The sequence below is a fragment of the Acidaminococcus massiliensis genome (assembly GCF_900095825.1).
Classification (GTDB): domain Bacteria; phylum Bacillota; class Negativicutes; order Acidaminococcales; family Acidaminococcaceae; genus Acidaminococcus; species Acidaminococcus massiliensis.
The window spans coordinates 107,701-127,266 of sequence record NZ_LT608315.1 but is presented as its reverse complement, the minus strand read 5'-3'; the positions used below and the strand labels follow the sequence as shown (position 1 = coordinate 127,266).

Below are 19,566 nucleotides of genomic sequence, written 5' to 3'. Positions count from 1 at the left end.
CGCATCTTTTTATGTTATACTAGGACTATTAAGGAAAAAAGGAGCGTGGAACCATGTTCAAAAAAGCGATTCTGACAGCATTGGCCCTTTGTCTCAGTTTATCCATCCCAGCCTTTGCTGAGGTGGAAAGCGAACAAGCCCAGGTGGGAAATCTGGAGATGACCTGGCCGGTGGTCCATACCAAAAACAAAAAAGCGGATACTTTGATCAACAAAGATATCAAATCTTTTATGGATGATTTCCGGGCTGGCTTTGTAGATCGGAAATTCACGGCTGGCCGTACTTGGTACGAAGAAAAATATGAGGACACCCAGCTGGTTTCCCTGGTGCTCAGCGATCTGCGTTCTCAGGGAAACGACAACAAGGTGAAAACGGCAGGGGTGGTCTATGAATTGGCCAGCGGTCAGCGGCTTCCTTTGTCGGCCTTTGTCCGGGTCACCGTCGATGACCTGAACGGCTATCTGGCCAACCAGTGCTACAACAGCAGCGATGTGAAGATCCATCCAGAGAAAAAGGTGACCCGGGTGCCGGAAGATTTCTTCCTGAACCAGGATGGCAGCATTTCCATCTTGTTCCAGACCGAGGAACTGGGGACGCTGCTGGATGGTCCGGCGTACATCCGCCTGACCCAACAGGATCTCCGGGAACTGAATACCCGGAATCCCAGAAGCTGAGATGGGCACGGTGCAGCAGCACTGGGGGCGTTGGCTGTGGCAGGGGATGACCCTCCTCTGTCTGGCAGTGCCCCGCTTGTGTTGGGGGGCTGATGCGGCCGGCCCGGTGAAACAGGCTGCGCTGACAGCCATGGCGGCCGCTGTCTGTGCCGGAAGCTATGACCCGGAAGACAGCCGGGAAAACCGCTATCTGGGAAGCTATGGCTGGAAGCTGACCCCTTATACCGTCAAGGATGGGGGAACGGAAGTCCATTTCACCTTGGCACGGAATTCCGGGATGCTCCAGGGAAAAAAATGGAACGTGCTGGCTTTCCGGGGCAGTGCCACCAAAAAGGACTGGCAGCTGAATTTCAAGATGAAAACGGTCCCTTATCCATCAGGGCCGGGAGGATCCAAAGAGGAAAAGGAGGAGGGGCCGGCTGTCCATGAAGGCTTCCTCCGCTATGCCCGGACAGCTCTTTCCCAGCCCCTGGATGTGGATGGGGACGGCCGGACAGAAAATTTGGCTTCCTATCTGAAGGCCCATCCAGAGGAAAAGATGCTGCTCACCGGACACAGTTTGGGAGGCGCTGGAGCTACCCTGCTGGGTGAGGAACTGGTAGGTCGGGGCGTAGCTCCAGACCAGATCCCGGTGATCACCTTTGGGGCACCGGCCGTGGGAAACCGGGCTTTTGCCGAACAGTATGGCCCGAAGATCCATCTCCTCCGGGTGGTGACTTCCTTGGATCCAGTGCCGGGAGCCCTCCAGACGGTGACACGGTCCGGATACCGACAGTTTGGAGAAAAAAAGGAATATGCCCTTTCTGGAAAATATACCGACTACCAGCATCCCATTTCTTATTATCTGGATCTAGCGGTACGGGACTATTATCGAGAAAGACAGGCAGCCGTAAAGAATGGGATCTGGCCGGCAGCTCCCTTGGAACAGCAGGAAGGGACAGGCCCTCTGACGGCTTTGGTGCTCCTGTGCAGGGACAACGGGGCTGATACCCGCTATTCCCCGGATCTGGGCCAGTTCCTCCTGGATGAATACAGGAGCCTGCTGCCCCGGTATGTGGTGCTGGATTACCGGCATACGGCTGGTCGGGAAGGCCTCTGGCCCCAGGAAGAACTGCGGCAGAAAGCCCGGCAGGCCGGAGCTGATACCTTGGTAGTGGCTCAGGTGGAACGGCAGAGGGTGGGACAGACAGATAAATGGTCCATCCAGTTAGGACAGGAAGTGGTGGGCCTCCGGACCGGAGGCATCCATGCAGTTGCTGCCGGAAGCACCCGGGTGCGCTTCGAACAGGGGGTACTCCAGAGCCTGCTGAATCTGTGGGAAGACCAGAAAAAAGAGCTGCAGAAGTTCCTGCCCGAAACCAGGAGGCAGGAACCTTTATGGATATTTTTACGAGAAGAGGGGAATCCGAATGAAAATCATTGACGGCCATATGCATTTTTTCCGGTATGAGGGATTTGACCAGGTGGCCAAAGCCGCCGGCCATGAAAATACCGTGGAGAACTATTTAAAATCTTGCCGGGAGAACAACGTGGTGCTGTCAGTAGCCATGGGCAATGCGCCTTTGGGCCCCAGCCGCTTTGGAGGCGTGGTGCCCCGGGTGCCGGATCTGGCAGGCCCCTGTACCTTGGAACCCTACAACCAGCCGGCAGAAATCGCTTTTTGTGCTGGATTGGAAAGCAATGGATTGACCCAGGAAAACTGTGAGAAAACGGCCCAGGAATTTGAACCGGTGGTCCGGAATCCCCACTGTGTGGGCATCAAGATCTATACCGGCTACAATCAGGTGTATGCTTATGATCCTCGGCATTTTCCTCTGTATGAACTGGCGGAAGCCTGTCAGGTGCCGGTGGTGTTCCATACGGGAGATACGGCAGGAGGCCACGGCCTTTTGAAATACGCCCATCCCTTGACCATCGATGAAGTGGCCAGCCAGTTCCCCCGGGTGAAATTCGTCATTGCCCATTGCGGCAATCCGTGGATCCTGGATGCCATGGAAGTGGTGGCCAAGAATCCCAATGTATATGTGGACCTGTCAGGACTCCTGGAAGGGAATTTCGATGGTTCCATTTTCTTTGAAAAGCACAGGGACTATTTCCGGTATCTGCGGATGTGGCTGGATTATGTGGGACAGTATGACCGGGTGCTCTATGGGACGGACTGGCCCCTGATCAATATCCACAGTTATATCGATACCATGAAGCTGGTGGTGCCGGAAGAACACCATGAAGAATTTTTCTACAGAAACGCCCTGCGGGTCTATACCAAACTGCTAGGGCTGCTGCCTAAGGAGGAAAACTATGATTACAGGTAATCTTGCCCATTTGGAACGGCTGGCCGGTCAGCTCACCGGTCCAGTAAAAAAAGCCTTGGAACTTCTGGCGGAACGGGATGTGACGGAACTCCCGGCAGGGAAGACCCCGCTGGCCGGAGAAGATATCTTTGCCAGCGTCAATGTCTATGAAACGGAACCGGCAGCGGACCGCCGGCCGGAGAAACACTTCCAGTACATCGATATCCAGGTCCTAGGTGCCGGAAGAGAAAAAATCGGCTATACGGATATGGAAAATGCCGGAAAAATCACGGAAGACCGAAGAGAAACCAACGATGTAGTGTTTTACGACAAGGTGGAGAAGGAGAACTTTGTCCAGCTGGAAAAAGGGGATTTTGCCATTTTCTTTCCTTGGGAAGTCCATCGGCCCAACTGTCAATTTGAGGGGAAGACGGAAAAAGTGAAGAAAATCGTAGTCAAAGTACGGATGGATCAATGATAGGCAGTGGGCTGCTGCCTACGCGGCAGCCTTTTTTATGACAAACCTGCAACATCTGTGGCAAAGATGTTGCAGGTTTTTTGTTGACAATTTTTCTTCAGCATGCTATCTTTTTTACGAAACTAGTTATATATAACTAACTAAACATGAATATAACGTGAAAAAATCATGGAAAAACAGCAAAATTAAGTTAGGAGAAACTAATAACATGGTGAAAAGATGGATCCTACTGATGCTTTCCTGTTTCCTGCTGCTGGCTTTGGCCGGCTGCGTTCCCCAAGCCCAGGAAACCGCTCCTAAAGAAAAAACAGCGGTGACTCTGCCCTATCCCAAAGCCCTGGAAAAATACGGCATCACCGGCAGCGTAACCCTGGCCAAAAAACCGGAACGGGTGGTGGCCCTGACCAATACACCGGTGCTGACCCTCCATGCCCTGGGAGTGAACCTGGTGGGGATCCCCGCCACCAAGATCGTCCAGTGGCCGGAAGATCTGAAGCAGCATGCAAAGGAATTCCAGACCGGGATGCGCTCCAATATCGATCTGGAAGGAGTCATCGCGCTCCAGCCGGATCTGGTGATCGTGGGCTACCATGCTCGAGACACCTACGGCAAGATCCTGGAACGGGAAAAGATCCCGGTCTATTACGTGGATGCAGGTCCGACGGTTTCCTATGATTCCATCAAAGAACTGACACTGATCCTGGTAGATGCTTTCGGAAAAGAGTCAGAGGCAGGGATGAAAATCAAGGAACGGTTCCAGCAGGTGGAAAAAGAAATGGAAAATGCCCGGCAGCAGAACCAGGGAAAGAGAGTCATGGTCCTCCAGGCTGCGCCGCCCCGTTTCTATCTCCAGAACAAAAATGGCACTGTGGGATCCATGCTCCAGCTGCTGGGCTTTACCAACGTGGCTCCGGAAATGGGGGGCTCCATGGTCCCCATGGATCAGGAAAAGGCACTTTCCTATCAGCCTGATCTGGTGGTCTGTGTTTCGGCCATGGCGGGGGAAAATGAGCAGCGGGAAGCCATGGAACAGGAATTCCGGGATCATGCCTCCTATTGGGATCATTTTGCTGCCATCCGGGAAGGCCAGGTCATTTATCTGCCCAAGTGGTTCGCAGTGTCCGGGGGCCTGGATGAATTGGACCAGATCCAGGATTTGATCCGCCGGCTGGACAGCCTGAAAGAAGGCAAGGTATGAACCGGGCATTTCGCGGTTCCCGGACCGCAGGGATCTGTCTCCTGCTATTTTGCTTCCTGGGAATCTTGGCTTTATTCGCCTTGGGGCTGGGCAGTGCCTGGTTCGCTCCGGCCCGGATCCTTACGGGATTGTGGGAACAGGATCGGACCATCCAGGTGGTGATCCTGAATCTGCGGCTGCCCCGGATCCTTATGGCCATCCTGGTAGGGGCCTCTCTTTCAGTGTCGGGGGCCCTGCTCCAGGCCGTCATGCGGAACCCCCTGGCAGACCCAGGTATCATCGGAGTTTCTGCCGGAGCTGCTACGGCGGCCACTTCCGTCATGCTGCTGGCTCCCACTCTGCTTTCTTCCGTCCCCCTCTTTGCTTTCGGGGGCGCTCTAGTGGCCTGTGTGCTGATCTATGCCATGGCTTGGAAGAACGGGGTGGATCCAGTGCGGATCGTCCTTTCTGGGGTGGCTATCAACACCGTCCTGGGAGCTTATACCTCCTTCCTGCAACTGCTCAATGCGGACAATCTGTCCAATGTGCTGGGGTTCCTCAACGGGAGCCTTTCCGGCCGGGGTTGGGAACATGTGGCCACTGTGGCTCTTTATGCTGGGGTTGGATTACTCTTAGCCGCCGGCTGCATCAAAAGTGCCAATATCCTCCAGCTGGGGGACGAAATGGCTTCCAGCCTGGGGGTCAATGTGGACTTCCTGCGAATCGTTATTTCTGCTGTGGGGGCCTTCCTGGCGGCGGCTACAGTGGCCGTGGCTGGGATGATCGGCTTTGTGGGACTTGTGGTCCCCCATATGGCCCGGATCCTGGGCGGTGCGGATTACCGGTCCCTGCTGCCGATTTCCGCTCTGCTAGGCGGTGTCATCCTGTTGGCAGCAGATACCATGGGGCGGATCCTGATTCCAGGGATGGAAATCCCAGTGGGGGTCATCATGGCTATGACAGGAGGACCTTTTTTCCTATATATGCTGCGAAAAGGAGGCAAAGTCCGTGGAAATTAAAGGTGTGAAACTGGGTCTGGGATATGAAGGACGGATGGTCCTGCAAGATTTTGACATTGAGATCCGCCAGGGGGAAATCACCACCTTTGTGGGACCCAACGGATCGGGGAAATCCACGGTGCTCAAGACACTGACCCGGCTCTTGCCCTGCCGGCAGGGGACGGTACTCTGCAATGGGACGCCCCTCCCCCAGATCGCTTCCCGGGCTTTTGCCCAGAAAGTGGGGATCCTGCCTCAACAGCATCTGGCACCCCCGGATTTTTCCGTACGGCAGCTGGTCAGCTTTGGCCGGGTCCCCTATCAAGACTGGCACAGCGGAAATTCACCGGAAGATGATGCAGTGGTGGAATGGGCCATGGAAGCCACCGGAGTGAAGAAACTCCGGGACAAACGGATCTGCGACTGCTCCGGGGGCGAGGCCCAGCGGGTATGGATCGCAGCGGTACTGGCCCAGCAGCCGGATCTCCTGTTCCTGGATGAACCTACAACCTTTCTGGATATTTCCTATCAATACGAAGTGATGCAGCTGGTGAAGAAACTGAACCGGGAAAATGGACTGGGCATCATCATGGTTCTCCATGATTTGGGGCAGGCTCTGGAAGTCAGCGATCGGGTGGTAGTGATCAAAGACGGGAAGAAATATGCCGAGGGACCGCCGGAAGCAGTGATCACCTCCCGGATGCTCCGGGAAGTCTACCAGGTGGACTGTGATGTGGTCCGGCTGCCGGGCCGGAAACGGCCCATCCTGGCCTATCGGGAGATTAGCTGATGCTTCGCTGTTTTTTGTCGTATTACCGCAGATATCGGATGCTGACAGGGCTGCTCGCCTTGGGAGCCATCCTGGGAGCTCTGCTGGAACTGCTGTTTCCCTGGGGCGTGCGGCATATCCTGCAGACGGAACTGCCCAGTGGGGAATGGAACCGGATCCTCCGCTGGTGCTTTTGGCTGGGCATGGCTTACTGCCTGAATTTCCTATTGCTCTTCGCCGTTTCTTGGGGCAGTGGGATCCTGAGCGCAGGTATGGAGAATGATATGCGGAAAGATCTTTTTGCCCATCTCCAGAAGCTGCCTTTTGCTTTTTTCGACCATGCCCATACCGGACAGCTGCTGGCCACCCTCACTGGGGATGTGGCGGAAGCAGGGGAACTGGCGTCTCGGATCCCCAATGATCTGCTGGTCTGCTGCTTCAGCCTGACGGGGACGGCTTTCCTACTAGTGACCTTGGACACTTACCTGGGAAGCGCTGTTGTCCTTCTGATGGGCGCCAAGGCCATCCATACTGCTTGGATCAACCTGAAGCTCCGGGACAGTTTCCAGGCGGTGCGGCAAGAGTATGGACGGCTTTCCGCTCTGGGAGAAGAAAACCTCAACGGCATCCGGATGGTGAAGGCCTTCACGGCGGAAACCCACAACCGGCGTTCTTTTGCCTGGGCTGCAGGAAAATACTTCCAGGCCAGACGGAAATCTTTCCAGATCCGGGCTTATTTCAATGCCAGCATCAATCTCTTCACCAATTCCATCAACCTGCTGATCCTTCTCCTAGGGGCCTGGCGCATCCGTCAGGGAGCCATGGATCTGGGGGACCTGGTGGCTTTTTTCCTCTATGTGGGGGTGTTCCTGAAACCAGTGATGAAACTGACCCTGTTCGTGGAAACCTACCAGAAAAGCATGGCTGGGTTCCGGCGGTTTTATGGGCTCCTGGAAGAACCAGAGGAAAGCGGGGGGAATCTTCCTGGGCTGCCGCCCCTCCGGGGCCGGATCGAGTTCCGGGATGTGTCCTTCCAATACCCGGGAGGAAGTCCCATCCTCCGGCACATCTCCTTCATCCTGGAACCGGGGACGAAGGCAGCTTTTGTAGGGGCCACCGGTGCCGGCAAGACCACTCTGGTGAGCCTGCTCCTCCGGTTCTATGAACCTACGGAAGGCTGCATCCTGGTGGACGGATTGGATATCCGCCAGTACAGCCGGGAAAGCCTGAGAAAGCAGATTGGACTGGTTTCCCAGGACGTGTTCCTGTTTTCCGATTCTATCCGGCACAACATCGCTTACGGTGATTTCAGCAAACCGGCAGAGGCCATTGGGGAAGCGGCAGAAGCGGCCCGGGCCCTGGATTTCATCCAAGAGCTCCCTGCTGCCTTTGCCACGGAAATCGGGGAACGGGGTGTGCGGCTTTCGGGAGGCCAGCGTCAGCGTCTGGCTCTGGCCCGGGCTTTCCTGAAGGATGCTCCCATTGTGGTACTGGATGAAGCCACTTCCGCCTTGGACAATATCACCGAACGGCAGATCCAAGGGGAACTGGAAAAACTGGCCCGGGGCAGGACTACCTTGATGGTGGCCCATCGGCTCAGCACAGTGAGCCAGGCCGATACCATCCTGGTCCTGGACCAGGGACGGATCGTGGAAAAAGGCCCTCCAGCAGAACTGCTGCAGCGGCAGGGCCTTTATTATGCATTATGGAAAAAAGAAGCCGGGATACCAACGGCTGGAAAGAGGGAAGGATGACTGCAGGCGTGGATTATTTCATCAAAGGAGGATGGGTCATGTGGCCTCTCCTTGTCTGTTCCATTGCTGCCCTGGCCATTGGGGTGGAACGGATGCTGTTCTTCCGGAAGGCGGACAGCGGACGGCATTTTACCAAACAGTTCTGCCAGTGTGTGGAAAACAACGACTGGAACCAGGCCAAGGAACTGGCGGACCGGACCCAGGGAGAAATCGCCAAGCTGGCCACCATCGTCATGGAACGCCATGACAACTATGAATATCTGGAGAACTTCATCAGCTATCGGGCAGAACGGGCCCTGGACAAATTCGAGAACCACCTGCCCTATCTGAATATCATCGTCACTTTGGCACCGGTCCTGGGGCTTTTGGGGACGGTGACCGGGATGATGGGGGCATTCAACCACATCACCCAGCGGATGACCAACCCCATGGGGGTCACATCAGGGTTGGCCGAAGCCTTGATCACCACTGTGTTCGGTTTGTGTATTTCCATCGTGGCAGTGGTCTTCCACGGCTACTTTGAGCGGCGGATGAAGCTCATCACCTTGAACATCGAAGAAATGGGCAATACCCTCTTGGAAGCCGTACGGAAAAAGGAAACCTGCAGCGTGTGCTGCCATCCGGAACGGAGGCGGGCATGATCAAGCTGAAGAACCGGAAAAAGAATGAAATCGGGATCATGATCAGCCCCATGATCGATATGAGCTTCCTGCTGCTGGTGTTCTTCATTGTCACCACCATGAACATGAGCGAAGTACAGACCGTTCCAGTGCAGCTGCCGGCTGCCACTCAGGCGCAGACCCAACAGGAAAGCCGGTTCAATGTGGCAGTCCGGGAAGATGGAAGCCTGTACCTGGGGACGAAGCCCATTACCCGGGAGGCGCTGCTGGCCCAGGCCAAACAGGCGGCTGCCAAAGATCCTCAGTTTTCTCTGGTCATCTATGGGGATGGCAGAGCTGCCTATCAGACCATCCTGAGCCTGCTGGACGACTGCAAAGCAGCCGGGATCGTCCGGGTGGGGCTGGCGGCAGAGAAGGCGGATGCCCATGGAAATCTGTGACAGCAGCAAAGGACTGCTGGTGTCCCTGGGAGCCCATTTGATTTTCTTCCTGCTGGTGGGAGCTGCCGGCTACCAGGCTTACCAGAAGCAGCAGGCCCAGGATCCGATCTACACGGTGGAAATCGTTTCCGGCAGTCCCTATCACGGCTATGGGGACGTGCCGGGAGCCCATCTGGGGAACGGGAATCCCCCGGCACCTGCAGCAGCCCAGCAGCAGGCGGCCCCCCAGGAAAGTGCTCCCGCACCGGTGATGCAGCCAGCCCCTCAGGATGTGATCCCCGATGGACAGGTGGCAGAGGACCGTCCGACGGCAGCAGCCTCCTCTGTCAGCTCGGCAGCCGCTGGAGCGGCAGCCCGGCCCGGAACGGCTGCCCAGGGGGATCCGGAGGGGGGGAGCCCGGACGGAGTTCCCAATGGGGGCAATCCGGCAGGAAGTCCGGGAGAACCTCCGGGACCGGCAGGGGGTGACGGGCCTGGCTTTGATACGGAAGCGGTCCAGTCCGACGTATCCGCTAGTTTCCTAGGGGGACCGGATCCGGAATATCCTTCAGCCCTGCAGAATCACGGCATCCAGGGCTCCGTCCGGGTCCGGATGATTGTAGGCAAGGACGGCACCGTGGAAAGTACTTCGGTGATTTCTGGATCCGGCTATGGCCAGATGGATCAGGCGGCTCTGGATGCGGCTTATGGATATCAGTTCGAACCAGCGTATAAGGAAGGGTACCCGGTCCGGTGCTATGCGACGAAAACGTTTACCTTCCGGCTGAACTGAAACAGGGAGACTGGCCGCGGCCTTTGGGCGGACCGGTTTCCCAGGGGAAATCTGTGGAATGCGGAAAGGAATGACTTGCAAAATATAGTGTAAAGGAGCGTTACGATGGATCAAGCATGGTTGAAGAGAAGGATACTGCTGGCAATCAGTCTGGCAGCCGTACTGGGCGGTGCCCAGCTTTGCAGTGCCGATGCTGCGTCTGACAATACAATGGACAGCCTGGAATTGGGAGAGACGGTGGTTACCGCCACCCGGACCAAATTGGAGGAAAAACAAGTCCCCATGGCCGTCCAGGTGATCAAGGCAGAAGAAATGAAAAAGAAAGGGGCTTATAATGTCCGGGATGCCATCAAGAATGCTACGGGCATCGACGTGTCCCGGAATGGCACCTCCATGGTGGGGAACAACGTAAGCGTCCGGGGCATGGGGACCACGGAAACCCTGATCCTGGTGGACGGCCGCCGGATTGCCGGGGAAGATTCCGCCAGCACCATGAATGCCTATGAACTGGACCGGATCAACGTGAATCAGATCGACCGGATCGAGATCCTCCGGGGTTCCGGTTCTGCTGTCTGGGGCAGTGATGCCACCGGCGGGGTCATCAATATCATCACCAAGAAGAACAAACCCCAGGGAGGCTATGCGGGGACCCGCACCGGAAGCCTGGAATCTTCTGTTTACGGAGGTTTTTCCACCGGGGACATGGGCAAGCTGAATCTGAACTTCGATTTTAACCTGACCAAGGTCCGGAAGGAAGACAACAACGGCAGCACCAACATGTACGGCCCCCGACGGAATCTTTCCGTGAACGGCAATTACCGGTTCAATGACCACAGCGGCCTGGACTTCGGAGCCAGCTTCATGAAAGAACAGCTCACCAGCCTGTCAGCCAGTACCACTGCCGGCACCACGACCAGCTACTACGACAACAACCGGTCCGACTACCATGTGAAGTATTATGGGTTCGATCAGAAAAACGACTGGGAAATCCAATCCTACTACAGCCGGCTGGGGAAAGTGGGCCGCACCCGGACCGCTGCCGCCTGGAATGACTTCAACCATGCCCGGTATTCCACCTGGGTCAACGAAGCCAAGAACACCTACAAGATGGACAAGAACAACACCCTGACCTACGGCATGGAAGTGAAGAACCAGAAGGCCGGAGGTACCCGGTTTGCCAACCCAGGCGGGGGCACCCGGATCGAAAGCTATCTGGGTATGACCAGTCCCTATGGCTCAGCCAGCCAGACTTCTTATGCTTTCTATCTGGAAGATGAGATGAAGCTGGGGGACAAGCTGCTATTCATTCCCTCCATCCGGTTCGACCATCACAACAGCTTCGGCAGTGAATGGTCCCCCCGGGCCGGGTTCACCTACAGTTTCAGCAAGGCCAGCCGTCTGAAGATCAATTACGGCAAAGCTTTCCGGGCTCCCACCATCTTCGAACTGTATTCCCAGATGATCCATTCTCCCATTGCCTCCATGCGGGTAATCGTGGAAGGGGATCCGGACCTGCAACCGGAGAAATCCACCAACTTCGACATCAGCCTGGAAGGGGAGAAGGGCAAGGCCACTGGGAAACTTACCTACTTCCACAATAAGATCTCCAACCTGATCGATGCGGAAAGTGTGTCCCGAAGCTTCAGCGGCGGAACCCGGACCTTCCTGTACAAGTACCGGAATGTGGACAAGGCCACCTTTGATGGGGTGGAAGCGGAAACCAAATACAAATTCGACAAACACTGGAGCGCCCGGGCCAACTATACCTATCTGGATGCCCGGGATGGGAACACCAACAAGCGGCTTACCGGCCGGGCTCTCAATACCGGCACTGTGGAACTGTCTTGGACCGATGCCAAGAAGGATCCCTGGACGGCCACTCTCTATAACCAGTGGTACCAGAACTATCTCACCAGCGCCAATAACAAATCCTATTCCTACAGCCTGACCAATTTCGTAGTTACCAAGGACATCGGAAAAATGTCCCTGTATGCCGGCATTGACAACTTGTTCAACAAGAAATTCGACAGCAGCGACAGCATCTGGACCGACGGCCGTGTCTGGAGAGCGGGCGCTGAATGGAAATTCTAAGGAGGAAGCCCATGAAAACCATCGTACTGTATTCCAGCCGGACCGGCAATACCCGCAAAGTAGCGGAAGCCATCGCTTCGGCACTGCCGGCAGGGACACCCTGCCTGGATCTGACCCAGCCGCTTCCGGAAGATTTGGACGCCTATGACTGTGTATTCCTGGGGTACTGGGTGGACAAAGGCACCGCTGATGCGGCCTCCCAGAAAGTCCTTCCTCGGCTCCACAACCCCCATGTGGCCCTCTTTGCTACTTTAGGAGCCGATCCCCACAGCGATCATGCCAGAGGATCGCTGGAAAAAGGGGCCGCTCTGCTGCCGGAAGGAGTGGAGCCAGTGGACTCCTTCATCTGCCAGGGAAAGGTGGACCCTAAGCTCATCGAAGCCATGTACAAGCGTTTTCCGCCGGAAAGCCTCCATGGGCGCAATCCCCAAAGCGAAGCCCGGCACAAGGCTGCTTCCACCCATCCCGATGCCCAGGACTTAGAAGCCGCCGCTGCGTTTGCCAGAGCCGTGCTGAGGCAGCTGGAAGGGAAAGGGTGAACCATGGATCTGGAAGCATATTTCTCACAGCTGTCTCCGGAAGAACAGGTGCTCCAGTTCGGACGGAAAAGCCCGGACCCCCTGGCCTTGGCTTTTGACCGGAAGAGGGTGGTCCATGCGGGGATGAAGGGGAAAATGATCCCGCCGCCCCTGGCCCAGGGGGTGTGGCAAGAGACCCTCCAAGGAGCCCCCCAGGGCCGGCCTACCCAAATGGCCTATTTCCACATTCCCTTCTGCAAGACCAAATGCCTGTACTGCGGATTCTTCCAGAACGGAACCAGCCAGGAGGCAGAAGACCGCTATGTGGATCTCCTGGTCCGGGAATTGGAACAGGATGCGGGCCAGCCCCGGCTCCAGGCGGCTCCCATCCAGGCCGTGTTCATCGGCGGGGGGACGCCTACTTCCCTGGCACCGAAAAATGCCCGGAAGCTCCTTTCTGCCATCCATCGATGCCTGCCCTTGTCCAATGACTGTGAATTGACCCTAGAAGGCCGGATCCACGATTTGATACCGGAAAAGATGGAAGTGTGGTTCGCGGAAGGGGTCAATCGGATGTCCCTGGGAGTCCAGTCCTTTGATACCAAAGTCCGCCAGCAGGTGGGACGGATCGATGATCAGGATGCCGTTTTGGAAAAACTCCGGGCTCTTTCGGCCTGGAACCAGTGTGCCGTGGTCATCGACCTGATGTACGGGCTCCCGGATCAGACTCTGGAAGTCTGGAAAAAAGATGTGGAACTGCTGGTCCAGTCCGGAGTGGATGGCGCGGATCTGTACCAGTTGGATGTATTCGATAAAAGCGACTTGGCCCTTTCCATCCAAAAGGGCCGACTGTCTCCGGCGGCTACCACCCGGCAGCAGACGGCTCTCTTTGCCTGGGGGAAAGGCTACCTGGATGCCCAGGGCTGGAAGCGGCTCAGCTTCTGCCATTGGGCCCGGAATAACCGGGAACGGAGCCTGTACAACACCTTGGCCCGGAGCGGAGTCCAGCTGTTCCCCTTCGGCTGCGGGGCCGGAGGCCATGTGGACGGTGTATCCACCATGCTCCACCGGGCTCTGCCCATGTATGAACGGATGGTATCCGCCGGCCAGAAACCCCTTATGTTCCTCCAGCAGGAATCTCCTTATGCCCGGATCGCTGACCGGATCCAGGCCCAGCTGAACCAATGCCGTCTGGATCTGGAAGACCTGGCCCGGATGGACAGCCGTCTTTCCGGCCTCCAGTGGCTGGGAGACCTATGGGAAGAATACGGCCTCTGGAAGCATAACGGATATCTGTATCACCTTACCGAAGCTGGCCAGTTCTGGGAAGTGAACATGACCCAGACCGTCCTGGAGTGTGTGGAACTGCTCCTGGAAGGCGCGGAAAAAGGGAAAGTGGCGGAGGCGAGGGTGGCGGAGCAGGGCTAGCGCTGCCGCATAACCCAGGTGCGGAATATGCACCCATCTACTTTGTCAGCGAGAAATTTGGTTCGCGGCATGTACCAATATGTACTATGCCACGGACCAAATTTCCCGCTTTCGCGTATCTGGGCACATCTTCCGCACCTGGAAGAGATTGGAGAGAGTACTATGCCGCATTCGAAAATCCCCGCTTTCGCGCATCTGGACCCATCTCGTGTGCCTGGAAAAAGTCAGGCCTTGAGATAGCAGATATCAGCCTTGTTCAGATTAGATGAAGTCTTTTTTCGCAAACAAGCTGACGTCTGCCTTCTGAAAGGCCGTGTCTGATATCTTTTTTTAGCGTGAGGCGGGGCTGCTTAAATTTTCTTGAAAAAAATCGAGAAATGCTGTTGACATTTTGTACCATATTTAATATAATAATCCTCGCAACGCATAAGCGTCTAAATTCCCCGATAGCTCAATGGTAGAGCACTCGACTGTTAATCGAGTTGTTGTAAGTTCGAGTCTTACTCGGGGAGCCATGTGGCCGGATGGTCAAGCGGTTAAGACACCGCCCTTTCACGGCGGTATCGGGGGTTCGATTCCCCCTCCGGTCACCACATTTTTTTCGGGCGCTTAGCTCAGCTGGGAGAGCGTCTGCCTTACAAGCAGAATGTCAGCAGTTCGATCCTGTTAGCGCCCACCACTATTGTTGCGAAATTTTACATATGGATGATATCGTATTGCGACGGGGCGTAGCTCAGTTTGGTAGAGCACCTGCCTTGGGAGCAGGGGGTCGTAGGTTCAAATCCTGTCGCTCCGACCAATAGAAATGCGGGTGTAGCTCAATGGTAGAGCCCTAGCCTTCCAAGCTAGTTACGTGGGTTCGATTCCCATCACCCGCTCCATTTTATTTGGCCCTGTAGCTCAGCTGGATAGAGCAACGGCCTTCTAAGCCGTGTGTCGAGTGTTCGAATCACTCCAGGGTCACCAAGGAAATATCAGCCTTCCCGGGTTCGGGAAGGCTTTTCATTTGTCCTTTTTCAGAGCGCATGGCATTTTGTCAAGAAGATGCCAAGAAAAATAATATAAAATATTTTTATTGATCTTTTAATCCCGTACAGAAGAGAATCAGGCCTAGATGGTGCTCTAGGCCGCAACTTTGCAGGGACGGGGATAACTTTTCCTGCTTCTTCATGGAATCTTCATAATTTGGCAGTATACTCTTGAATTGATATTTCATCGGCAGCAGTTATACAGCACAATTCACAATGAATTTAATTTAGACATTCATAACCAAATATGATAAAATACAACTGCAAAACTTTGGACTATACTGCCCTGCCAAGGATGGAAAAAGATGGATACAGGGAATCCAAAAGCAGAATCTGTATGGGAGGGGTATCATGAAGAATCAAGAACGAAGAAAGAAAATACTGGAAATCCTGCGGAACAGCAGCAGCCCGGTGACGGGGGATCAGCTGGCCAAGGATCTGGATGTTTCCCGCCAGGTCATTGTGCTGGATATGGCTCTCCTGCGGAGTGCCGGGACGGCCATTGTTTCCACCCGGAGAGGCTACCAGATCAACGGCCGGAGCCTGACCATGGATTTTGAATGCCGGTACAAAGCCATGGATACGGATGGAGCCATGGAAGAGATGAACATCGTGGTGGACAATGGGGGCATGATTGCCAGCATTACTTTGCTGCCGGATTTCTGCGGACCGATCCAGGCGTTCCTGAATCTGAAGAACCGTCGGGATGTAAAACAGTATCTGGAAAATTTCCGGGCCTACAACATCCCTCTGATCGCTACCCTTTCCAAAGGGATCCATACCCTGACGGTGGCAGCTGATTCCCAGGAAGAATTGGAAGCCATCCGGCAGAATCTGCAAGATGCAGGAATCTTGATTTCTGAAGAACCGGCTCCCAACGGAAAATAGAAATGATGCGCATTTTATGAGCGATGCTCTTTTTGCCAATAAAATGCGTATTTTTTGTGTCCTGGCCTCTTTCTTTTCTCGGCAAAAATGGATATAATATCTTTCGACTGAAAATATAGGAAAAGCTGAGGGTAAGGAGGCTGTATGGACTTGTATGTTGGAACACCAGAGGTAAATGATCATAAAATTTCTCCCTACCAGTGGATGGAACGGCACTTTTTTGCCCGTCAGATCCCTCGGGACTGGACTTCGCTGCTGGATCTGTATCTGAATTTCCACGGCCGTCTGGGACGGGTGGAACTGGCTCTGCGGGGGGCCCTGCTCCTTGGTGGGACCAGCTGCCTGACTTTTTTCCTGATGGGGTGTGTTTTCATCTTTACCCTGTTTGAGAGCGGAGTGGGGGCCATTGCCCTGATGGGCCTGTGGCTTTTGGCCTATTTTGTCATGTTCCTCTGCGGTCTTTCCCTGCTGGCCCGCCGGTTCCACGATATGGACAAGAGCGGCTGGTGGGTGCTGCTGATCCTGGTCCCCATCCTGAATCTGGCCACGTATATTTATCTGTTGATCAAAAAAGGGACAAACGGGGCCAACCGGTTCGGAGCGGTGCCGGAGTGAAGGAGCGGGAAGCACACAGCGGCTCCAGACTTCCCGAAAAGGGGTGTGTTGCACAGAACGTGCAGCACACCCCTTTTGTGCTATAATAAGGGATGATTCAAGGAATTGTTAATCGAGGGGAGCCGCTGTCATGCTGAGCTTTTTAAAAGAAGAGAAAATCAGCCCGGATCTGATCCAGGGCGTGGAAAATTATCGGAAAGAGTTTCCGGCACCGCCGGAACTCCAGCCCCGTATCCCTGTCCCTCATTTCCATTATTACGGGAAAGATGTGTGGGAAGAGGCTATTGCGGCCCTGTTGTGCGGACAGAACCTGCTGCTGGCAGGTCCTAAAGCTACTGGGAAGAACGTGCTGGCAGAGAACCTGGCTGCCGTATTCGGACGGCCTATGTGGAACGTTTCCTTCCACATCAACATGGATGCCACCGGGATGCTGGGCACAGACACCTTCAAAAACGGAGAAGTGGAATTCCGGCCGGGACCGGTGTACCAGTGTGCGGTGAAAGGGGGCTTCGGGGTATTCGATGAGATCAACATGGCCCGGAATGAAGCTATGGCCGTGCTCCATTCCCTGCTGGATTTCCGCCATACGGTGGATATCCCGGGCTATGATCTGCTTCATGCGGACCCTGCCTGTCGGTTCATCGCTACCATGAATTACGGCTATTCCGGTACCCGAGAATTGAACGAAGCCTTGGCTTCCCGGTTCGCTGTGATCCAGCTGCCCACCATTTCCATGGAATCCTTGGAACGGCTGCTGAAGGACGAATTCCCTGCTCTCCGGAGTGAGGCCCGGAAGGCCTTCTGTCAGATCTTCAAAGACTTGGAAAAGAAATGCCAGGAAAGCGAAATTTCGGAAAAAGCTCTGGATCTGCGGGGGATGCTGGACGCCATCCATCTGATGGAAGCCGGGCTGGAAGCCCACAAGGCCCTGGATCTGGGAATCGTCAATAAATCCTTCGATGAATATGAACCGGGGCTGATCCGGGACGTGATCAATCTCCATATCCCCGGCAATTACACCAAAGAAGAAATCTTCGAGGGATGATGGATCATGGCGAAGCTGAAGTACGATGCCAAACGCCGCCGTGCTTTGAATATCGTATGGGATGTATCCTGGGACTACCATTTCGATCCGGATTTCCTGGCCTATACGGAAAGTGGCACGCCGGATCTGTACCTGAATGCGGTGGTGGGCTTTACCCGAAAGTATTATGATGTGAAACTGATCCATCAGATGTTCGAAGAGATGGAAGACAGCGCCCTCCGGGATACGTTTACGGACTTATTTTGGTTGGGGCTGGAATATGCCACCTATGCCAAGGAGGCGCCGGTGCGGCCGGTGCTGCCCTACCTCCGGAAGCAGCATGCCCGGGCCTATTTCGATGGCACCAAACTGGACAAGACCGGAGTGGCCCACGAGATGCAGGCGGCCCGGTGGCATGAAGTGCTGGGAGAAGGGCTGGATCTCCATGACCCCTGGGCCAAAGGGCTCTATGCCAACCTGTGCTTCGATCCTTCCTGGGATACCCAGCAGCTGTGCGACCACTTCCGGAAAATCACCAAAAAGTACTTCGTCTCCCATTTCCTGGTCCGGGAAAGCCTGGAAAAGGTCATCATCAGCAAAGGGCTGGGAGATTTCATCGACTGGCTGCTGCCCCATGTGTTCCGGAAACAGGAAAGCGTGTTCAATTTCCTCTATTCCAAGAAACAGGCCATGGACATCCTGGCCGGGAAAAACGCTCACAACGGACTGATGGCCATCATCACCGGCCAGACGGCCTCGGAAAACTACAACTACATCATCGACTGTTTCGGGGCCAGCATCTATCCGCCCCGGAAAATGCTGGACATCGACCAGGCCTGGTGCAACGGGCCCCATCGGGGCTGCCATCTGCACTTTACCCGGGGCCGTCTAGGCAGCAAAGGAGCCACTGGGGAAGCTTCCCGCTGGCTCCAGGGGGCCCATGCCCAGCGAGTGAAGAATCTGTCCTATTATAAGGATCATGGGGAACAGTGTCGGAAGAGCATAGCCCGGCTCACCCATCAGCTCCGGAGCGTCATGCGCATGGCCCAGACCCGGCTGCCGGTGCCGGCCAAAGAAGGAGAACTGGTGCCGGGACTGGTATGGCGGGCTCTGAAGGTGAATGACAGCCGGGTGTTCTTTGAACGGGAAACGGTCTCCAGCCCGGATTTCACCGTAGACCTGATGCTGGATGCTTCCGCTTCCCGGGGGGAATACCAGCAGGTGATCGCTTCCCAGGCCTATGTGATTGCCGAAAGCCTGCGACAGTGCGGGATCCCTTATCAGGTGTATTCCTTCTGTACCCTGCGGAACTACACGGTGCTCACCCTATTCAAAGATTATGCCGACAAGAAGCGGTGCACCAATATCTTCAACTATGTAGCCACCGGCTGGAACCGGGACGGCTTGGCTCTCCGGGGCGCCCGGCAGCTGATGGGGGACTTTACCCAGACTCGGAAGATCCTGATCATGCTCACCGATGCGGAACCCAACGACGACAAGCCTCTAGTGGGGGACGGCCTGTTCAGTTCTTCGGAATACCGGGACGAAAAAGCCGTGGCCAACACGGCCGATGAAGCCGCCAGCCTCCGCCGGGAAGGGATCCGGATCATCGGGCTCATCAACGGGGAGAATCAGCACATCATGAAAGATGCCCGGAAAATCTTCGGGGAAGACTGTGTGGAAGTCCGGGATTTGGACAAAATGGCCGACAGCGTGGGCAAGATGCTGTGCCGGCAGATCGAGAGTTTGTAAAGATGCCAGATACGGCCCCGAGGGACCTTGAGACATCAGATGTCAGCTTTGGCCGGTATAACAAGAAGACCGTGCTGCTTATTATGGCAGGCAAGCTGAAGGCTGACTTCTGAAAGGCCCAAAGGGCCGGTCTGACCTCTTCATTTCCCATTGACAAAAAAATCCTCCCTTGTTACAATGACTCCATACGACCATACAGTCAATGGCCATGAAGGGAAGGAGTACAGCGCCTCTTGCACTGACAGAGAG

18 protein-coding genes, 6 tRNA genes and 1 other annotated feature (1 of these 25 only partly in view) are annotated in these 19,566 nt (G+C 55.3%); all 24 genes read left to right on the top strand.

Annotated elements, in window-relative coordinates; translation table 11 throughout:
• Positions 1-53 precede the first annotated feature (53 nt).
• The 24 genes from BQ2657_RS00805 to BQ2657_RS00690 all read left to right on the top strand — a co-directional run bounded on the left by BQ2657_RS00805 (position 54) and on the right by BQ2657_RS00690 (position 19,317).
• A complete protein-coding gene (locus BQ2657_RS00805; protein WP_075578935.1) occupies positions 54-674 on the top strand; it encodes a hypothetical protein in 621 nt (206 codons plus the stop codon).
• Between the two features lies 1 nt (position 675).
• On the top strand, positions 676-2,097 hold the full coding sequence (locus BQ2657_RS00800) for a lipase family protein (RefSeq protein WP_075578934.1): 1,422 nt from the start codon (positions 676-678) through the stop codon (positions 2,095-2,097).
• Positions 2,084-2,986, top strand: coding sequence for an amidohydrolase family protein (locus BQ2657_RS00795; RefSeq protein ID WP_075578933.1), 903 nt, complete (start codon positions 2,084-2,086; stop codon positions 2,984-2,986). Before BQ2657_RS00800 ends, BQ2657_RS00795 begins: the two co-directional genes overlap by 14 nt.
• Positions 2,973-3,443, top strand: a complete 471-nt coding sequence (locus BQ2657_RS00790) for a NanQ anomerase/TabA/YiaL family protein (protein ID WP_075578932.1) — start codon at positions 2,973-2,975, stop codon at positions 3,441-3,443. Before BQ2657_RS00795 ends, BQ2657_RS00790 begins: the two co-directional genes overlap by 14 nt.
• Positions 3,444-3,651: 208 nt before the next feature.
• The gene (locus BQ2657_RS00785; protein WP_143224814.1) at positions 3,652-4,641 is read left to right on the top strand and encodes an ABC transporter substrate-binding protein; all 990 of its coding nucleotides are present in this window, start codon (positions 3,652-3,654) and stop codon (positions 4,639-4,641) included.
• The gene (locus tag BQ2657_RS00780) at positions 4,638-5,639 is read left to right on the top strand and encodes a FecCD family ABC transporter permease (RefSeq protein WP_075578931.1); all 1,002 of its coding nucleotides are present in this window, start codon (positions 4,638-4,640) and stop codon (positions 5,637-5,639) included. Before BQ2657_RS00785 ends, BQ2657_RS00780 begins: the two co-directional genes overlap by 4 nt.
• The gene (locus BQ2657_RS00775; RefSeq protein ID WP_232708979.1) at positions 5,629-6,408 is read left to right on the top strand and encodes an ABC transporter ATP-binding protein; all 780 of its coding nucleotides are present in this window, start codon (positions 5,629-5,631) and stop codon (positions 6,406-6,408) included. The genes BQ2657_RS00780 and BQ2657_RS00775 overlap by 11 nt, the downstream gene beginning before the upstream one ends.
• A gap of 38 nt (positions 6,409-6,446) precedes the next feature.
• A complete protein-coding gene (locus BQ2657_RS00770; RefSeq protein ID WP_232708978.1) occupies positions 6,447-8,141 on the top strand; it encodes an ABC transporter ATP-binding protein in 1,695 nt (564 codons plus the stop codon).
• Complete coding sequence (locus BQ2657_RS00765; protein ID WP_232708977.1) at positions 8,093-8,782, top strand: MotA/TolQ/ExbB proton channel family protein; 690 nt, start codon at positions 8,093-8,095, stop codon at positions 8,780-8,782. The genes BQ2657_RS00770 and BQ2657_RS00765 overlap by 49 nt, the downstream gene beginning before the upstream one ends.
• Positions 8,779-9,201: an ExbD/TolR family protein gene (locus BQ2657_RS00760; protein WP_083236119.1), complete on the top strand. Its 423-nt coding sequence runs from the start codon at positions 8,779-8,781 to the stop codon at positions 9,199-9,201. Before BQ2657_RS00765 ends, BQ2657_RS00760 begins: the two co-directional genes overlap by 4 nt.
• Positions 9,188-9,973 carry an energy transducer TonB gene (locus BQ2657_RS00755; protein WP_075578928.1) on the top strand — a complete coding sequence of 262 codons (786 nt, stop codon included), beginning with the start codon at positions 9,188-9,190 and terminating at the stop codon, positions 9,971-9,973. Before BQ2657_RS00760 ends, BQ2657_RS00755 begins: the two co-directional genes overlap by 14 nt.
• Positions 9,974-10,078: 105 nt before the next feature.
• On the top strand, positions 10,079-12,064 hold the full coding sequence (locus BQ2657_RS00750; RefSeq protein WP_075578927.1) for a TonB-dependent receptor plug domain-containing protein: 1,986 nt from the start codon (positions 10,079-10,081) through the stop codon (positions 12,062-12,064).
• Positions 12,065-12,075: 11 nt separating this feature from the next.
• The gene (locus tag BQ2657_RS00745) at positions 12,076-12,603 is read left to right on the top strand and encodes a flavodoxin family protein (RefSeq protein ID WP_075578926.1); all 528 of its coding nucleotides are present in this window, start codon (positions 12,076-12,078) and stop codon (positions 12,601-12,603) included.
• 3 nt (positions 12,604-12,606) lie between these two features.
• Positions 12,607-14,010, top strand: a complete 1,404-nt coding sequence (gene hutW / locus BQ2657_RS00740) for a heme anaerobic degradation radical SAM methyltransferase ChuW/HutW (protein WP_075578925.1) — start codon at positions 12,607-12,609, stop codon at positions 14,008-14,010.
• Positions 14,011-14,450: 440 nt separating this feature from the next.
• A tRNA-Asn gene (locus BQ2657_RS00735) sits at positions 14,451-14,525 on the top strand.
• A 3-nt stretch (positions 14,526-14,528) separates the two neighbouring features.
• Positions 14,529-14,603 (top strand) — tRNA-Glu (locus BQ2657_RS00730).
• A gap of 10 nt (positions 14,604-14,613) precedes the next feature.
• A tRNA-Val gene (locus tag BQ2657_RS00725) sits at positions 14,614-14,689 on the top strand.
• A 43-nt stretch (positions 14,690-14,732) separates the two neighbouring features.
• Positions 14,733-14,809: transfer RNA gene (locus BQ2657_RS00720), tRNA-Pro, on the top strand.
• Positions 14,810-14,817: 8 nt separating this feature from the next.
• Positions 14,818-14,891, top strand: a tRNA-Gly gene (locus tag BQ2657_RS00715).
• A gap of 8 nt (positions 14,892-14,899) precedes the next feature.
• Positions 14,900-14,976: transfer RNA gene (locus tag BQ2657_RS00710), tRNA-Arg, on the top strand.
• A gap of 413 nt (positions 14,977-15,389) precedes the next feature.
• Positions 15,390-15,926 carry a transcription repressor NadR gene (locus tag BQ2657_RS00705; RefSeq protein WP_075578924.1) on the top strand — a complete coding sequence of 179 codons (537 nt, stop codon included), beginning with the start codon at positions 15,390-15,392 and terminating at the stop codon, positions 15,924-15,926.
• Between the two features lie 144 nt (positions 15,927-16,070).
• Positions 16,071-16,541 (top strand): DUF805 domain-containing protein, encoded by a 471-nt coding sequence (locus BQ2657_RS00700; RefSeq protein WP_075578923.1) that lies wholly within the window; start codon positions 16,071-16,073, stop codon positions 16,539-16,541.
• A gap of 130 nt (positions 16,542-16,671) precedes the next feature.
• Entirely contained in the window at positions 16,672-17,586 is a 915-nt protein-coding gene (locus tag BQ2657_RS00695; RefSeq protein ID WP_075578922.1) for an AAA family ATPase, read from the top strand.
• A gap of 6 nt (positions 17,587-17,592) precedes the next feature.
• Positions 17,593-19,317, top strand: a complete 1,725-nt coding sequence (locus BQ2657_RS00690; protein ID WP_075578921.1) for a vWA domain-containing protein — start codon at positions 17,593-17,595, stop codon at positions 19,315-19,317.
• A 199-nt stretch (positions 19,318-19,516) separates the two neighbouring features.
• Positions 19,517-19,566 (top strand) — a binding site (T-box leader); it runs 150 nt beyond the window's last position.

Coding starts and splice junctions, on each gene's coding strand:
- BQ2657_RS00805 (WP_075578935.1), top strand. CDS start 54: ATGTTCAAAAAAGCGATTCTGACAGCATTGGCCCTTTGTCTCAGTTTA.
- BQ2657_RS00800 (WP_075578934.1), top strand. CDS start 676: ATGGGCACGGTGCAGCAGCACTGGGGGCGTTGGCTGTGGCAGGGGATG.
- BQ2657_RS00795 (WP_075578933.1), top strand. CDS start 2,084: ATGAAAATCATTGACGGCCATATGCATTTTTTCCGGTATGAGGGATTT.
- BQ2657_RS00790 (WP_075578932.1), top strand. CDS start 2,973: ATGATTACAGGTAATCTTGCCCATTTGGAACGGCTGGCCGGTCAGCTC.
- BQ2657_RS00785 (WP_143224814.1), top strand. CDS start 3,652: ATGGTGAAAAGATGGATCCTACTGATGCTTTCCTGTTTCCTGCTGCTG.
- BQ2657_RS00780 (WP_075578931.1), top strand. CDS start 4,638: ATGAACCGGGCATTTCGCGGTTCCCGGACCGCAGGGATCTGTCTCCTG.
- BQ2657_RS00770 (WP_232708978.1), top strand. CDS start 6,447: ATGCTGACAGGGCTGCTCGCCTTGGGAGCCATCCTGGGAGCTCTGCTG.
- BQ2657_RS00765 (WP_232708977.1), top strand. CDS start 8,093: ATGGAAAAAAGAAGCCGGGATACCAACGGCTGGAAAGAGGGAAGGATG.
- BQ2657_RS00760 (WP_083236119.1), top strand. CDS start 8,779: ATGATCAAGCTGAAGAACCGGAAAAAGAATGAAATCGGGATCATGATC.
- BQ2657_RS00755 (WP_075578928.1), top strand. CDS start 9,188: ATGGAAATCTGTGACAGCAGCAAAGGACTGCTGGTGTCCCTGGGAGCC.
- BQ2657_RS00750 (WP_075578927.1), top strand. CDS start 10,079: ATGGATCAAGCATGGTTGAAGAGAAGGATACTGCTGGCAATCAGTCTG.
- BQ2657_RS00745 (WP_075578926.1), top strand. CDS start 12,076: ATGAAAACCATCGTACTGTATTCCAGCCGGACCGGCAATACCCGCAAA.
- hutW (WP_075578925.1), top strand. CDS start 12,607: ATGGATCTGGAAGCATATTTCTCACAGCTGTCTCCGGAAGAACAGGTG.
- BQ2657_RS00705 (WP_075578924.1), top strand. CDS start 15,390: ATGAAGAATCAAGAACGAAGAAAGAAAATACTGGAAATCCTGCGGAAC.
- BQ2657_RS00700 (WP_075578923.1), top strand. CDS start 16,071: ATGGACTTGTATGTTGGAACACCAGAGGTAAATGATCATAAAATTTCT.
- BQ2657_RS00695 (WP_075578922.1), top strand. CDS start 16,672: ATGCTGAGCTTTTTAAAAGAAGAGAAAATCAGCCCGGATCTGATCCAG.
- BQ2657_RS00690 (WP_075578921.1), top strand. CDS start 17,593: ATGGCGAAGCTGAAGTACGATGCCAAACGCCGCCGTGCTTTGAATATC.